This window comes from Saccharothrix variisporea (genome assembly GCF_003634995.1).
In the GTDB taxonomy this organism is placed as follows: domain Bacteria; phylum Actinomycetota; class Actinomycetes; order Mycobacteriales; family Pseudonocardiaceae; genus Actinosynnema; species Actinosynnema variisporeum.
Genome location: NZ_RBXR01000001.1, coordinates 5,674,830 through 5,687,856, shown reverse-complemented (window position 1 = coordinate 5,687,856; position 13,027 = coordinate 5,674,830). Strand labels below are relative to the sequence as shown.

The 13,027-nt window shown below is 71.7% G+C and carries 14 protein-coding genes; 4 read left to right on the top strand and 10 right to left on the bottom strand.

The features are described 5' to 3' along the window. Positions 1–69 precede the first annotated feature (69 nt). A complete protein-coding gene (locus tag DFJ66_RS25820) occupies positions 70–837 on the bottom strand; it encodes an oxidoreductase (protein ID WP_246030247.1) in 768 nt (255 codons plus the stop codon). A gap of 99 nt (positions 838–936) precedes the next feature. Between DFJ66_RS25820 and DFJ66_RS25815 the strand changes: the two genes are divergently transcribed. Further along, the gene (locus DFJ66_RS25815) at positions 937–1,566 is read left to right on the top strand and encodes a helix-turn-helix domain-containing protein (RefSeq protein ID WP_121224613.1); all 630 of its coding nucleotides are present in this window, start codon (positions 937–939) and stop codon (positions 1,564–1,566) included. A 3-nt stretch (positions 1,567–1,569) separates the two neighbouring features. Here the strand turns inward: DFJ66_RS25815 and DFJ66_RS25810 are convergent, their stop codons facing one another. Continuing rightward, the gene (locus DFJ66_RS25810) at positions 1,570–2,316 is read right to left on the bottom strand and encodes a phosphoglyceromutase (protein WP_121224611.1); all 747 of its coding nucleotides are present in this window, start codon (positions 2,314–2,316) and stop codon (positions 1,570–1,572) included. 109 nt (positions 2,317–2,425) lie between these two features. Here DFJ66_RS25810 and DFJ66_RS25805 point away from each other — a divergent pair, with 109 nt between their 5' ends. Further along, positions 2,426–3,241 (top strand): NmrA family NAD(P)-binding protein, encoded by an 816-nt coding sequence (locus tag DFJ66_RS25805; protein WP_121224609.1) that lies wholly within the window; start codon positions 2,426–2,428, stop codon positions 3,239–3,241. Positions 3,242–3,310: 69 nt separating this feature from the next. Here DFJ66_RS25805 and DFJ66_RS25800 read toward each other — a convergent pair whose 3' ends face one another. The 6 genes from DFJ66_RS25800 to DFJ66_RS25775 all read right to left on the bottom strand — a co-directional run bounded on the left by DFJ66_RS25800 (position 3,311) and on the right by DFJ66_RS25775 (position 9,314). Further along, the gene (locus DFJ66_RS25800; RefSeq protein WP_147459362.1) at positions 3,311–3,727 is read right to left on the bottom strand and encodes a hypothetical protein; all 417 of its coding nucleotides are present in this window, start codon (positions 3,725–3,727) and stop codon (positions 3,311–3,313) included. A gap of 97 nt (positions 3,728–3,824) precedes the next feature. Beyond that, complete coding sequence (locus DFJ66_RS25795) at positions 3,825–5,387, bottom strand: 4-coumarate--CoA ligase family protein (RefSeq protein WP_121224602.1); 1,563 nt, start codon at positions 5,385–5,387, stop codon at positions 3,825–3,827. Between the two features lie 393 nt (positions 5,388–5,780). Further along, positions 5,781–6,677, bottom strand: a complete 897-nt coding sequence (locus DFJ66_RS25790) for a DUF4349 domain-containing protein (RefSeq protein WP_121224600.1) — start codon at positions 6,675–6,677, stop codon at positions 5,781–5,783. 71 nt (positions 6,678–6,748) lie between these two features. Beyond that, positions 6,749–7,231 (bottom strand): type III secretion system chaperone family protein, encoded by a 483-nt coding sequence (locus DFJ66_RS25785; protein ID WP_121224598.1) that lies wholly within the window; start codon positions 7,229–7,231, stop codon positions 6,749–6,751. After that, a complete protein-coding gene (mshA, locus tag DFJ66_RS25780; protein ID WP_121224596.1) occupies positions 7,228–8,481 on the bottom strand; it encodes a D-inositol-3-phosphate glycosyltransferase in 1,254 nt (417 codons plus the stop codon). Before mshA ends, DFJ66_RS25785 begins: the two co-directional genes overlap by 4 nt. Beyond that, on the bottom strand, positions 8,478–9,314 hold the full coding sequence (locus tag DFJ66_RS25775; RefSeq protein ID WP_121231753.1) for an alpha/beta fold hydrolase: 837 nt from the start codon (positions 9,312–9,314) through the stop codon (positions 8,478–8,480). The genes mshA and DFJ66_RS25775 overlap by 4 nt, the downstream gene beginning before the upstream one ends. 205 nt (positions 9,315–9,519) lie before the next feature. On the opposite strand from DFJ66_RS25775, the gene DFJ66_RS25770 reads away from it, so the two are divergent. Next, positions 9,520–9,984, top strand: a complete 465-nt coding sequence (locus DFJ66_RS25770) for a GNAT family N-acetyltransferase (RefSeq protein ID WP_246029907.1) — start codon at positions 9,520–9,522, stop codon at positions 9,982–9,984. 48 nt (positions 9,985–10,032) lie between these two features. Here DFJ66_RS25770 and DFJ66_RS25765 read toward each other — a convergent pair whose 3' ends face one another. Beyond that, positions 10,033–11,178, bottom strand: coding sequence for a L,D-transpeptidase (locus DFJ66_RS25765; protein ID WP_121224594.1), 1,146 nt, complete (start codon positions 11,176–11,178; stop codon positions 10,033–10,035). Positions 11,179–11,257: 79 nt separating this feature from the next. Between DFJ66_RS25765 and DFJ66_RS25760 the strand changes: the two genes are divergently transcribed. After that, complete coding sequence (locus DFJ66_RS25760) at positions 11,258–11,989, top strand: SDR family NAD(P)-dependent oxidoreductase (protein ID WP_121224592.1); 732 nt, start codon at positions 11,258–11,260, stop codon at positions 11,987–11,989. A 6-nt stretch (positions 11,990–11,995) separates the two neighbouring features. On the opposite strand, the gene DFJ66_RS25755 is transcribed toward DFJ66_RS25760, so the two are convergent. Next, positions 11,996–12,967 (bottom strand): S1 family peptidase, encoded by a 972-nt coding sequence (locus DFJ66_RS25755; protein ID WP_246029906.1) that lies wholly within the window; start codon positions 12,965–12,967, stop codon positions 11,996–11,998. Positions 12,968–13,027: the final 60 nt, after the last annotated feature.

The following is a 13,027-nucleotide window of genomic DNA, read 5'->3' as shown; positions in this document are numbered from 1 at the left end:
CCGCAGGCGTGGTTCGTGACTCCTGCGACACCGTCTGGGACCGATGTTCTCCGCCCGGTCGACTCCAGTTCACCCAATCGTGTCCAAGCGGGTCAGGTCCTGTTCGGACAGGCGCAGTGCGGCGGACGCCAGGTTCTCTTCCAGGTGTCGTTCGGACGACGTGCCGGGGATCAGCAGCACGTTCGGTGAGCGGTGCAGCAGCCAGGCCAGGGCGACCTGGCGCGGGGTGGCGTCGTGCTCGCGGGCGACCTCGTCCAGGACCGAGCTCTGCAACGGGGTGAAGCCGCCGAGGGGGAAGAACGGGACGTAGGCGATGTTCCGTTCGGCGGTCTTCCGGAGAGTGGCTTCGTCCTCGCGGTGGGCGATGTTGTAGTGGTTCTGGACGCAGACGACCGGGGCGATCTTCTCGGCCTGGTCGAGCCGGGTGGTGTTGCTGATGCCCAGGTCGCGGATCAGGCCCTGCTCACGCAGTTCGGCGAGGACGGTGAAGGGCTCTTCGAGGTCGACGTGCGAGCCGTCGACGCGGAGGTTGACCACGTCCAGGCGGTCCACCTTGAGGTTGCGCAGGTTGTCGTGGACGGCTTCGCGCAGCTCGTCGGGCGTGCGGGCGGGCACCCAGCTCTTGTCCGGGGTGCGGCGGTAGCCGACCTTGGTGACGATCGTCAGGCCGTCGTAGGGGTGGAGGGCTTCGCGGATCAGCTCGTTGACGACGTGCGGGCCGTAGAAGTCGCTGGTGTCGACGTGGTCGACACCCAGCTCGACCGCCCGGCGCAGCACGCGCTTGGCGTTGTCGCGGTCGGCGGGCTCGCCGTAGACGCCGGGACCGGTGAGCTGCATGGCGCCGTAGCCGACGCGGGTGAGGTTCAGCACGGGGTCCACTGTGGTCGGGGCGGATTTCCGGCGCCGGGATTGGCAACTAGCTGCCAAGCTTGGCGGGTGACCGGTGTCGTGGTGGTGCGGGGCGAGGCGGAGCTGTACGAACGGGCGGGCCACCTGTTCGAGGCGGCGACCACGGAGCTGGCGTGCGCGGCCAACGCCCTGCGCACCTGGATGGGCACGCACCCGAAGATCCTGCCCCGGCAGCGGGCGTCCAAGGTGCGCAAGCTGTTCCGGCTCTCGACCATGCTGGACCCGGCGTGGGCCGAGCACGCGCGGGTCATGGCCTCGCACGGGGCGGACGTGCGGGTCAGCGCGCACGAGGTGAACGAGACGATCCTGCTGGACGACCGGGTCGCCATCCTGGCCGGCGACGAGTCGCGGGGCGCGCGCAGCTACAGCGTGATCACCCAGCCCGAGGTGGTGCACGGGGTGCGCTCGCTGTTCGAGGCGGCGTGGCGGGGCGGGACCGACCTGGCCGTGCACGAAGCGGAGATGGCCGAGCTGCGGGCCGCCGTGCCGGGCGTGGTGGACGCCCTCAACGCCGGGTGGACCGACGAAGCGGCGGCACGCGCGCTGGGGATGTCCGTGCGCACGTACCGCCGCCGCGTGGCCGAGCTGATGTCCGCGTTGGGCGCGTCGTCCCGCTTCCAGGCCGGGGTCCGCGCCCGTGACCTCGGGCTGGTGTAGGGCTTAGCGGCCCTGGTTGGCGACGGCCTTGATGGCGTCCGCCGCCGCGTCCGGGTCGAGGTAGGTGCCGCCGGGGGTGATCGGGCGCAGGTCCTCGTCCAGGTCGTAGCGCAGCGGGATGCCGGTCGGGATGTTCAGGCCCGCGATGGCCTCGTCGGAGATGCCGTCGAGGTGCTTGACCAGGGCGCGCAGCGAGTTGCCGTGCGCGGCGACCAGGACGGTCCTGCCCTCGCGCAGGTCCGGGACGATCGAGGACTCCCAGTAGGGGATCATCCGCTTCACGACGTCGAGCAGGCACTCGGTGAGCGGCAGGTCCGGGCCGAGGCCGGCGTAGCGCGGGTCGGCGTCCTGGCTGAACTCGGTGCCCGGCTCGATGGGCGGCGGCGGGGTGTCGTAGGAGCGGCGCCAGAGCATGAACTGCTCCTCGCCGAACTCCTCCAGGGTCTGCTTCTTGTTCTTGCCCTGCAACGCGCCGTAGTGGCGCTCGTTGAGCCGCCAGTCCCGCTTCACCGGGATCCAGTGCCGGTCGGCCGCGTCCAGCGCCAGGTTGGCGGTGGAGATCGCGCGGCGCAGCAGGGAGGTGTGCACGACCTCGGGCAGCAGGTTCGCCTCGCGCAGCAGCACGCCGCCGCGCTGCGCCTCCCGCACGCCCTTCTCGGACAGGGGGACGTCCACCCAGCCGGTGAACAGGTTCTCCGCGTTCCAGACGCTCTCGCCGTGGCGGAGCAGCACCAGTTTTCCGACAGCCATGCCCGCAAGCCTGCCAGATGACCGGTCGGGGGTCCCATCCGCTCCTGACAGCCGACACTGGATCGTTGCAGTTGACCTCCAGTATGGTGGAGATCCTAGCGTCGGGACCATGACGTATCTGGTGACCGGGGCGACCGGCAAGGCGGGCCGTGAGGTGGTTGCGCAACTCCGGCGCGGGGGACATCCCGTGCGGGCGCTCACGCGGGACGCGCGGCGGGCCGGGTTGGCGGGGGTCGAGGTGGTCGAGGGGGACCTCACGCGGCCCGAGACGCTGGAGACGGCGTTCAAGGGGGTGACCGGAGTCCACCTGCTCACGATCGGCGGCGACGACTACGCCACGCTGACCACCGGGCCGGAGATCGTCCGGTTGGCGACCGAGGCGGGCGTGCGGCGGATCTCCGTGCTGTGGAACGGGTTCTGGGGTCCGGTGGAGCAGGCCGTGGCCACCTCCGGTCTGGAGTGGACGGTGCTGGAGGCGACCGACTTCTACGCGAACACGTTCACCTGGGCCGAAAGGCTGCGGGAGAGCGGGGTGCTGGACGAGCCGTACGCGGACGTGGCGACCGCCGGCGTGGACGAGGCCGACGTGGGCGCGGTGTCGGCGGCGGTGCTGACGTCCGGGGGCCACGGCGGGCAGCGCTACACCGTCACCGGACCGGAAGTGCTGTCACCGCGCGACAAGCTGCGCATCCTCGGCGACGCGGTCGGGCAGCGGTTCACGTTCGACGAGCTCACCCGGGAGCAAGCGCTGGACCGGTACGCGGCGGCCGGGATGGACCCGGAGATGGCCGAGTTCCTGCTGGACTGGCACGGCAACCCACCCGCCGCCGCGACCCGCGTGTCCCCGGTGGTGGAGAGGTTGTCGGGCCGCCCACCCCGCGACTTCGCGTCCTGGGCGGCCGAGAACGCGGCGTCCTTCCGCTGACGGGCCGCACCGGCTCTTCCCCCAGCCGCGCGCTTCCCGCCTCTTCGCCGGCCGCGCGCCCTCCAGGGGTCAGGACCCGTCGAGTTCGCGCTCGCTGCGCCGGACCTCGCGCTCGACCTCGGCCTGCTCGCGCAGCGCACGCCGGGAGGAGGACCTGATGGCCGCGGCGGCCCGGTCCAGCCTGTCCTGGGACCGGTCGAGCGCCTCTTGGGCGTGCCGGAGCGCCTCCGCGCTGTTGTCGAGGTAGTCGTCCGCCGTCCACGACGACCGCCCGGCGGGAGCCCTTCGCCGCAGGACTTCCTCGCGCCGGTCGGCGCGCTCCTCCCGCTGGTCGGCGATCCGCTCCCGTCGATCCGCGGCCTGGTCCCGCTCGTCCGCCGCCCGGTCCCGCTCGTCCGCCGCCCGGTCCCGCTCGTCCGCCGCCCGGTCCCGGTCGTCCGCGACCCGGTCCCGGTCCCGGGCGTCGGGATCGCGCTCGTCCACCATCCACCCACCGTACGCCCGGAACGCGCCGGCACCCAGGGCCACCGCACCCGGGCACCCCGGCGGTGAGCCGTCCGGGGTACCCGGGTCACCCGGTCGATCAGGCGTTCTCGCGCGCCCGCAGGTCCTTGCGCAGGATCTTGCCGGACGCCGACTTCGGAATGGCCTCGATGAACTCGACCACCCGCACCTTCTTGTGCGGCGCCACGTGGGCGGCCACGAAGTCCATCACGCCCGCCGCGTCCAGCGACGAGCCCGGCTGGAGCACGACGAACGCCTTGGGGACCTCCTCGCCCTCCTCGTCGCGCACGCCCACCACGGCCGCGTCCGCGATCTCCGGGTGGGTGAGCAGCAGGGCCTCCAGTTCGGCCGGCGGCACCTGGTAGCCCTTGTACTTGATCAGCTCCTTGACCCGGTCCACGATGCTGACCAGGCCGTTCTCGTCGATCACGCCGACGTCGCCGGTGTGCAGCCAGCCCTCGTCGTCCAGGGTGGCGGCGGTGGCGTCGGGGTTGTTGAGGTAGCCCTTCATGACGTTCGGGCCGCGGCACCACAGTTCGCCGCGTTCGCCCACGCCGACGTCCTCGCCGGTCGCGGGGTCGACGAAACGGCACTCCATGTTCGGGGCGATGACGCCGACCGTGCCGACGGAGATGTCGTCGCGGCCGTCGGGGATGGCGTGGGAGACCGGGCTCATCTCGGTCATGCCGTAGCCCTGCGAGACGCGGCAGCCCAGGCGCTTGGCGACCGCCGCCGCGAGGTCGACGTCCAGCGGGGCCGCGCCGGAGAAGATGGTGTCGATCGCGGACAGGTCGTACTGGTCGACCAGCGGGTGCTTGGCCAGCGCCACGGCCACCGGGGGCGCGATGTAGACGCGGTCGGTGCGGTGGTCCTGGATGACGCGCAGGAACTCCGGCAGGTCGAACTTCGGCATGGTGACGACGGTCGCGCCGACGTACAGGCCGTTGTTCATCAGCACCTGCATGCCGTAGATGTGGAAGAACGGCAGCACGGCCAGGATGCGGGTCTCCCCGTCGACCTTGAGCAGCGGACCGCACTGCACGATGTTGGCCACCAGGTTCCGGTGGGTCAGCATCACGCCCTTGGCCTTGCCGGTGGTGCCCGACGAGTACGGCAGCACGGCGACGTCCTCGGCCGGGTCCACCGACACCTCGGGCACCGGGCCGGTGGAGGCGAGCAGTTCGGTGAGGTTCGGGTAGCCCTCGGCCTGGTCGAGCACGACGACGTCGGACACGCCCGCCTTCTCGGCGCCCGGCGCGGCGTTGGGCAGCAGCACGGACACCGTGAACAGCATCTTCGCGCCCGCGTCGGACAGCTGGTGCGCGACCTCGTCGGCCGTGTAGAGGGCGTTGATCGTGGTCGCGGTGGCGCCGGCGCGGAGGATGCCGTGGAAGACGACCGCGTAGTACGGGGTGTTCGGGCTGAGGATGCCGACGACGTCGCCCTTGCCGATCCCCCGCTCCGCGAGGGCCGCCGCGAGCCGGTCCACCGCGCCCGCGAGCTGCCGGTAGGACAGGGAGGCGCCCGACGAGCCGTCGACCAGCGCGACCCGGTCGGCGCGGTCGCCGAGGTCGCCGAACAACAGCTCGTGCAGGGAGACGTCCGGGACCACGACATCGGGGAATGGACTGCGGAAGACCATGCGGCGACCCCACTACTCGTAAGTAACTGCGATCCCGCCATCGTGAGCCACGGCACAGGCCGGGTCAAGGCACGCACATGATCACGGAGACGTTACTTAACTCGGCTAAGAACACTCGAATGGAGTAGTGCCAGGTCTTGTGGTGATCGCGGGCGTTCTGCCAAGTTGGCAGGGCTGGAACGGGTCGGCTCCCACGCACTCCGACGACCCGTTCGGCGCTACCGCGGTTCGCCATCCCCCCGTCGAACCGCGACCCGCTGGGATTCTCGGGCTCCCCCCGCCCGGATCCCCAGGAAGCGGGGACCAACGCGGGGCGGCTTGAGCTCGCGACTCCCCCTCTCTCCCAAGCCGCCCCGCGCTCCACGCGCACACACACCCTCCGTGTGTGTTCCCTCAGGAAGTGGTGCTCTTCGGGGTGACGACGGTCGGCCGCCGGTTGCGCCGCCACACCAGGTAGGCCACCACCGGCACGCCGAGCACCACGGCGAACGGCAGCACCGCGCCGAGCACGACCAGCACCCACGACACCGCGCCGACCAGCGCGTCCCAACCGCCGCCGAGGGCGCTGAGGAACGTCGGGTCCTCGTCCCGCGCGACCGGGACGGAGCTCTTCTGCGTCACGGTGACGGTCAGCGTGGACATCGCGACCTGGCTCTTCAGCGTGTCGTACCGGCGCTGGAGCGACTCCAGCTCGGACTGCCGCTTGGTCAGCTCGGCCTCGATCTGCGTGATCTCCGACGTGCTGCCGGCCCGCTCCAGCAGCCCGCGCACCCGCTCGACGCTGGCCCGCTGGTTGGCCAGCCGCGCCTCGACGTCCACGACCTGCTCGGTGACGTCCTCGCTCTTCAGCTCCTGCCGGGCCACCTCGGTGTCGGGCAGGGCCCGCAGGTCCTTGAGCACGGCGTCCAGCCGGTCGCCGGGCACCCGCAGCGTCACGGTGCCCTTGGTCTGGGTCGAGTTCTCCTGCGCCGGGTAGCCGCCCTTGTCCAGCGCCACGTCCTTGACCTGCCCCAACACGGTCGTCACGTCGGCGGTCCGCAGCTCCACGGCGGCGGTGCGGACCAGCATCCGGTCGGCGCCGGCGGTCGGCGGCTGCTCGGCCTTGGGGGTCTCGACGGCCTTGCCGGGCGGCTCCACCGGCTTGCCCTGCGCCGGCGTGAGCCCGGCCTGCTGCGGCTGCGGCGCGGCCAGGTCGGCGGCCTCTCCGCCGGTGCTGTTGCTGTCCGCCGAACACCCCGCCAGCGCCAACACCGCTAACGCAGCTATCGCGAACCCGATGCGTCTGCCCATGTCCCCTCCCTGGGTGGTTCGTGTCACCCGGCAGACGGAACTTCGGCGACGGTCAGTTGCGCCTCACTCGATCACGATTCAGAAACCAGGTGCTGGAACGCCTTCAGGTTCGCCAGGGACTCGCCGCGCGAGACCCGCCAGTCCCACTCGCGCTGGATCGCGCCCTTGAAGCCGATCTCCAGCAGCGTGTTGAAGTCGCCGTCCGCGGCCTCCACCACCTGGCCGAGCACCCGGTCCAGTTCCTCCGGCGTCACCGCGTGCAGGGCGATCCGCCCCACGAGGTAGATGTCGCCGCGGGTGTCGATCGTGTAGTGCACCCCGTACAGCTTCGCGTTGCGGCGCAACAGGAAGCGGAACACGTCCTCGTGCGACTCGTCCGGGTTGCGGCACACGAACGCCTCGACGACCAGGGCGTGCCGGCCGACGACCAGCCAGCAGTTGGTCTGCAGCTTCTTCGTGCCGGGCAGGGTCACGAAGAACTTGCCGGGCTCCTTGTGCTGGTAGGCCAGCTCTCGGTCGTCCAAAGCGGACGCGATGGTCTCGTCCAGGCTCAAGCGAACACCTCCTCGCGGAACACGTCCCGGGCTCGGGCGTACCCGGCGAGCAGTGAATCAGTCGTGCGGTCCCAGGAGAACCGGCGGGCGTGCCCCACGGCGTTGCTCGCCAACTCCTCCCGGTACGCGGGGTGCAGCACCAGCTCGGCCAGCGTCTTCGCCCACGCGTCCGGCTCGTGGCCCGCGACCAGCAGGCCCGACACGCCGTCCCGCACGGCCACCGGCAGCCCGCCGACCGCCGCCGCGACCACGGGCGTGCCACACGCCTGCGCCTCCAGCGCCACCAGCCCGAACGACTCGTTGTGGCTGGGCACGGCCACCACGTCCGCCGCCCGGTACACCCGCGCCAGCGCCTCGCCGCCCTGCGGCGGCAGGAACCGGACCACGTCCGAGATGCCCAGGTGACCGGCCAGCTCCCGCAGGCTCTCCGGCGTCTTCATGCCGGACCCCGACGGGCCGCCGACGACCAGCACGACCAGCCGGTCCCTGAGGTGGGGTTCCCGCCGCAGCAGCTCGGCGGCGGCGTTGACCAGCACGTCCGGCGCCTTGAGCGGTTGGATGCGGCCGACGAACGCCAGCACCACCGCGTCCTCGCGCAGACCCAGGGCGGCGCGCGCCGCGTCCCGGTCACCGGGCGTGAACCGGTCGAGGTCGACCCCCGGCGGCACCACGGCGACCTTGGCCGGGTCGGCGTCGTAGAGCTTGACCAGCTCACCCGCCTCGACGTCGGTGTTGGCGACCAGCAGGTCCGCCTCGGCGGCCACCTGTTCCTCGCCGATCACCCGCAGCCGCGGTTCGGGGGCGTCGCAGGAGGCGAGGTTGGCGTTCTTGACCTTGGCCAGGGTGTGCGCGGTGTGCACCAGCGGCACACCCCAGCGCTCCCGGGCCAGCCAGCCGACCTGGCCGGACAGCCAGTAGTGCGAGTGGACGACGTCGTAGTGGCCGGGCTCCTGGCGGGCCTCGGCACGCAGCACACCCGCGGTGAACGCGCACAGCTGGCCGGGCAGCTCCTCCTTGCCCAGGCCCTCGAACGGCCCGGCGACGACGTGCCGCACGGTCACGCCGGGGACGAGCTCGGCGACCGGCGGCAGGTCGGAGGAGGTGGCACGGGTGAAGATCTCCACCTCGACACCGCGCCGGGCCATCCGCACGGCGGTCTGCACGATGTAGACGTTCATGCCGCCCGCGTCCCCGGTGCCGGGCTGCTCCAACGGCGAGGTGTGCACCGACAACACCGCAACCCGCTTCACCGCCCCACCTCCGCGGTCCGGGCGGCGGGCGCGGTCACACCCGCGGTGTGGGTCATGAAGGTGGCCAGGTCGGCGGCGAAGCGCTCCGGGTGTTCCAGGAAGGGCGCGTGTCCGGTGTTCTCATAGGTCCGCAACTCGGCTCCGGGGATCGTGGCCGCCGCGTGCGCCCCGGCGGCCGGGTCCACCACCTCGTCGGCGGTGCCGTGCACCACCAGTGTCGGCTTGTCCACCGCCCGCAGCACCTCGGCGGAGTCCACGTCCCGCCGGAACAGCGCCCCGCGCACCCTGGCGGGTACCCGCAGGGCCGTGCCGAGCATCCACTGGCGGGTCGGCCCGTCGAAGCGCCCCTGGTGCTCGTAGAACTCGGCCAGCGCGGGCACCGCCACCGCCGGGTCCTCGGCCAGGGCGGCGGGGAGCGCCGCGCGCATCGCGGGGCCGGTCGCACCACCCGGACGGCCGCGGCCGATCTCGGTGATGGCGCCGACCAGCACCAGCCCGAGCACGTCGGCGGTCCCGTGGAAGCGCACGTAGTCGGCGATCACCAGGCCCCCGTACGACCAGCCGACCAGCACCGCGGGACCGGTGTGGTCCAGCACGGTCCGCAGGTCGCCCGCCCACACCGCCGAGTCGCCGTAGCCGTCCTCGGGGGCGTCCGACGCGCCGTGTCCGCGCAGGTCGGGGGCGTACGCGCGGAAGGACGGGTCGGCGAGCTGGTGCGACCACACCTCCCCGGACTGCGCCCAGCCGTGCACCAGCACCACCGCCGGGCCGGCGGTCCCGCCCTGCCGGACGGCGAGCCGCACGCCCTCGGCGGTGAGGAGAGAAGTCAGCACGACCTGGGTCAACGCCGGGACGACCCCATCGCTTCCCGATGCACCCCGACATCACACCCCGTCGTGCTAGCCTCGCGGTGGAGTCGATCTTCGAGAGCGCCGAGGAGCTGGTGAATATGGCTGCCCGCAGCCGTCTTCAGCCTGCCCTCACCCGGTCGCCGCGCTGAGCGCGCGACCCCATCTCGAAGACTTCGGAGAACCCCCCTTGATCAGCACTGATCGTCTCGACCTGCCCGCGTGGACCGACGCCGACCTGGCCGCGATCGCCGCCGGCGCCCACCTGCCGCATTGGGCGGAGGACTTCCCCGCCGACGGGGACCGCGTGATCGCGGGCCTGCTCGCCGACCAGCCGCGGTGGCGTGGCGAGTTCGGCCACCGCCTGCTCGTCGAACGCGCCACCGGCCTGGTCGTCGGCTCCCTCGGCCTGTTCTGGCCACCGGTGGAGGGCCGCCTGGAGATCGGCTACGGCGTCGTTCCGTCACGGCAGGGCCTCGGCTACGCCACCGAGGCCACCAGTGCCCTGACCGCGCACGCCCTCACCGCACCCGGCGTGACGACCGTGCACGCGGGCGTGGAGCCGACCAACCCGGCGTCGGTCCGCGTGCTGGAGAAGGCGGGCTTCCGGCTCGTGGAGACCGGCGAGGTCCACCGGTACGAGTTCGGCGCGTAGCAGAAAGGCCCGGTGGCTCTTGGCGAGCCACCGGGCCTTTTCAAGTGATCAGAGCGCGGACATCGTCTGCCACTGCGCCCACGGGATCTGCCAGTCGTACCAGTCGTACTGGGCGGGCAGCGTGGTGATCGAACCCGTGACCTCCACCGGGTCGCCGATCAGGGCGCTGTCGTAGTACGCCTTGGCGTCGGCCTCGAGCAGGTTCGCGCACCCGTGCGAGCTGTTGACGCGGCCGATGTTGCCCGCGTTGTCGTTGTTCTCGTGGATGAACTCGCCGTGGTTGGAGAACCGGACGGCCCACTTCTTCAGCACGTTGGTGTAGCCGTAGCGCGGGTTGTCGAAGCTCCACTGGGCGTCCTTCTGCATGACCACGAACGTGCCGTTCGGGGTGGTCAGCTCCGGGTCGTCGTCCTTGCCGAACGACGCCGGGTAGGTCGCCACGGTCTGGCCGTCGCGCTGCACCACGAGCTGGTGCGACCCGGTCTCGATCTTCACGACCTGGTTGCGGCCGATGGTGAAGTCGCTGGTCACATCGGCCTTGCCGTACGCGCCGCCGCCGTAGTGCACGCCGTAGAGCTTGGCCTCGACGTGGACCTTGGTGTTCGCGGGCCAGTACGCCTCGGGCCGGTAGTGGACCTCCTTGGCGTTCAGCCAGGCCCAGCTGCCCTTGACGTTGGCGGAGTTGGTGACGGTCAGCGCCTTTTCGGCGGCGGCCCGGTCGGTCACCTCGGCGTCGAACTGCACCATGATCGGGACGGCGACGCCCACGGTCTGGTCGTCGGCCGGGAACAGCGTGGCGCGCACCACCGAGGCCGGGGTGACCGTGGTGAACGCGCCCTTCAGCTCGACCTTCTTGCCGTCGGTGCCGGTCGCCTTGCCCGCGTAGGTGTAGCTCTTGCCGTAGCCCAGCGCCTCGGCGCTGGACCAGGTCTTCTTGTCCGCCGCGACCTTGCCCTCGACGGCCTTGCCCTCGGGGTTGGTCAGCGTGACCTCGTCGATCGTGCCCTCGGCGACGGTGACCGTGACCGGCTGGTTGACCGGCACCTCGGTCGCGCCGTCGGCGGGTGCGGTGGTGAACTTCGCCACCGGCGGCTTGTCGCCGCCCTCCGGCTTCGCGGAACCGGACTGGACCTCGGCGGAGCACCCGGCCAGCACGAGGCCCGCCAGCAGCAGGGCCGTGACTCTCTTGCGCACTTCGACCTCCCGAACGATAAGGACGTCCACCGCGGCTTTCGGTGCGGGTGACTCCCGTCACAACCCTAGGATCACCGCTGTGACCCGTCCTATCGCAGTAGTCACCGGAGCCAGCGCGGGAATCGGCGAAGCCACCGCGCGCAGGCTCGCCGCCGAAGGCTTCCACGTCGTGCTCGGCGCCCGGCGGCTCGACCTCCTCAAGACTATCGCGGACGACATCGACGGCACGGCGGTCGAGCTGGACGTGACCTCCGTCGAGTCGGTCGCGGCCTTCCTGGACGCCGTCCCGGCCGTGCGGGTGCTCGTCAACAACGCCGGTGGCGCGCGCGGGCTGGACCCCGTGGCGTCGGCGGACGAGGACGACTGGCGCTGGATGTGGGAGACCAACGTCCTGGGCACGCTCCGCGTCACCAAGGGCCTGCTGCCGAAGCTGATCGAGTCCGGCGACGGCCACATCGTCACCGTGACGTCCGTCGCCGCGTACGAGGCCTACGACAACGGGTCGGGCTACACCTCGGCCAAGCACGCCCAGTCGGCGCTGCACCGGACGCTGCGCGGCGAGCTGCTCGGGCAGCCGGTGCGGATCACCGAGGTGCTGCCCGGCATGGTGGAGACCGACTTCTCGGTCAACCGGTTCGGGGGCGACACCGAGCGCGCGGCGGCGGTGTACGCGGGCGTGGAGCCGCTGACCGCGGACGACGTGGCCGACGTGATCGCGTTCGCGGTGACCCGGCCGTCGCACGTGAACCTGGACCAGATCGTCATGAAGCCGCGCGCGCAGGCGTCGGCCACGCGGGTGCACCGGTCCTGACGTGTCCTAAGTGGACGGTTGCGCGATCAGGTCCACGTCGAGCTGGTCGAGGACGTCGGCGATCGGGTTGGCGAAACCGCGCTTGTCGCTGCCGCCGCAGTACAGGCCGACCACCCGGTTGTCGTCGTCCAGCAGCACCGCGCCCGAGTCGCCGTGGTCGGCGAACGGCCCCTCGACCCGGATCTGGTCGCGCAACGTCCGCACACCCAGGCCCGCGCCGAAGTCCAGCGTGATCGTCGCTTCGGTGGAGGCGATCACGCCTTCCGTCAGGGCGGTCGTGCGCCCGCGCTTGCGCACGCGTTGACCGATCTTCGCCTTCCCCCGTCCCGCAACGGGTCCGACGCCGAACACCTCGGCCCGCACCTTGGGCGTGGTGAGCAGGATCGCCGCCGCGTCGACGCTCCCGGCCAACGCGGCCCGCGCCAGGACGCCGATCTGGTCCCGGTAGGGGTGCCCGCCGTCCACCCGCGAGGGGTGCACCATCGGGTCGCCGACCGCCCAGGCGTCGTCCACGCAGGCCACGTGGAAGGCCGTCAACGCCATGGTGCGCCTGCGGTTCCGGGGCGTCACCAACGCACCGAGCGTCCCGGCCACGAGGTAGTCGTCCGCCTCGGGCACGTCCGGCGGCACGAACCGCACCGCCCGACTCGGCCCGATCCCGATGCCCCCGGCCAGCACGTCGTGCCGCTCGGCCCCGCTGACACCTTCCGGGGAGGCCAAGGTGTGGTGCGGGTAAAAGGTGTCCTCCACGACGTCCGTGGGGACACCGAGGACTTCGGACGGAATCGTGAACTGCGCGGAATCCCGCTTCTCCCGCACGAAGACGACTACCGCCGGAACCCCGGTCCCCCGCCCGCCGACGACCTTCTCGCCGACGTCCACCCCGACCACACCGGGCCGGCCCAGGAAGTCGCCCTCGACCAACCGCTTGATGGCCGAAACCACCTCACGCCCGCCGCCCACCATGACGACCTCCAACAGGAAGCTCTGCCTCCATGAAACGCGCGGCGTGAGGTTTCGTCACACCTGGTCACCCGT

Bases quoted from the DNA above. Each gene is read 5' to 3' on its own strand.
- DFJ66_RS25820 (WP_246030247.1), bottom strand. From the start codon at position 837: ATGCAGCTCACCGGTCCCGGCGTCTACGGCGAGCCCGCCGACCGCGAC.
- DFJ66_RS25810 (WP_121224611.1), bottom strand. From the start codon at position 2,316: ATGGCTGTCGGAAAACTGGTGCTGCTCCGCCACGGCGAGAGCGTCTGG.
- DFJ66_RS25805 (WP_121224609.1), top strand. From the start codon at position 2,426: ATGACGTATCTGGTGACCGGGGCGACCGGCAAGGCGGGCCGTGAGGTG.
- DFJ66_RS25800 (WP_147459362.1), bottom strand. From the start codon at position 3,727: ATGGTGGACGAGCGCGATCCCGACGCCCGGGACCGGGACCGGGTCGCG.
- DFJ66_RS25795 (WP_121224602.1), bottom strand. From the start codon at position 5,387: ATGGTCTTCCGCAGTCCATTCCCCGATGTCGTGGTCCCGGACGTCTCC.
- DFJ66_RS25790 (WP_121224600.1), bottom strand. From the start codon at position 6,677: ATGGGCAGACGCATCGGGTTCGCGATAGCTGCGTTAGCGGTGTTGGCG.